Here is a 1,009-nt window from a genome sequence, read left to right as displayed (position 1 = left end):
CCCCCGGGTGGCGGCCAGCTACTAAAGGAAGTAGTTGTCCACAACAGAAGAACCAAGCCAAAGCAGCAATGGCAGCAAAACAGAGCGTAGTACAAAAATCACGAATAGAAACGAAGCTTTGCATTCTCAACCTGGGAATTGTGCCCTATGAGGAGGCTTTCGAGCTTCAGAAGAAGATGGCCCGCTGCAGAATAGAGGGTGAAATCGGCGACCATCTCCTTTTGCTGGAACATCCCCCGGTAATCACGGTGGGGCGAAACGCCCGCCTGGCAAACATACTGGCCGACTCTCAATTCTTGGAAAAAGAGGGTATTTCTGTGCTTCAGACAGACCGGGGAGGAGATGTGACCTACCATGGACCGGGCCAGTTAGTGGGCTATCCTATCCTGAATCTGAAGAAGATGCGGCCGGATGTCCAGTGGTACGTGAGCCAGTTGGAGGAGTCCATCATTGAGACCCTGCAGAATTTCTCCATCCCGGCAACTCGAGTAAAGGGATTGCGGGGGGTCTGGGTGGAGGTCTATAAGATCGCCTCTATCGGGGTCCGCATCTCCAAGTGGGTAACCCACCACGGCTTCGCCCTCAACGTCAATACCAATCTCTCTCATTTTGAGCTTATCCGTCCCTGTGGCCTGGTGGGCGTAAGGATGACCTCCATGGAGAAGGTGCTGGAGAAAAAGGTGAGGATGGACGAAGTAAAAAAGGTTTATGCAGCAGTCTTTTCCACCCTGTTCCAGGCTTAAGGATAAACGCCAGGAGTATTTTTGGCCCTCCGAATATTTCTTTCCCACCTGAAGCTGCGGAAGACCAGGGCAAAAAACCTCCAGGTATCGACTATAGGATTTATACGGCTGATAGAATTGGGAAGGTAGACGCTGGTAATAGGAACATGATGAATCTTAAAGCCGTGCCAGCTCGCTCTCATCAGTAGCTCTGGTTCGGTGTCGAAGGTCCGAGTGACGAGTTCTGTCTTTTCCAGGACCCGACTGCTTATACACCGAAAACCGGA

Annotated in this window: 1 protein-coding gene and 1 pseudogene; one reads left to right on the top strand and one right to left on the bottom strand. The window is 51.6% G+C overall.

The annotated features are described in order from the left end of the window. A partial coding sequence (lipB, locus tag HW443_RS11830) for a lipoyl(octanoyl) transferase LipB (RefSeq protein WP_308751111.1) occupies positions 1–743 on the top strand: 743 nt, incomplete at its 5' end. On the opposite strand, the pseudogene HW443_RS13085 reads toward lipB, so the two are convergent. Beyond that, a pseudogene (locus HW443_RS13085) lies at positions 740–1,009 on the bottom strand (hypothetical protein); the annotation flags it as partial. The gene lipB and the pseudogene HW443_RS13085 overlap by 4 nt on opposite strands.

It is taken from the genome of Candidatus Hakubella thermalkaliphila, assembly GCF_013281975.1.
GTDB lineage: Bacteria > Actinomycetota > Humimicrobiia > Hakubellales > Hakubellaceae > Hakubella > Hakubella thermalkaliphila.
This window is presented reverse-complemented; position numbering and strand designations above follow the sequence as displayed.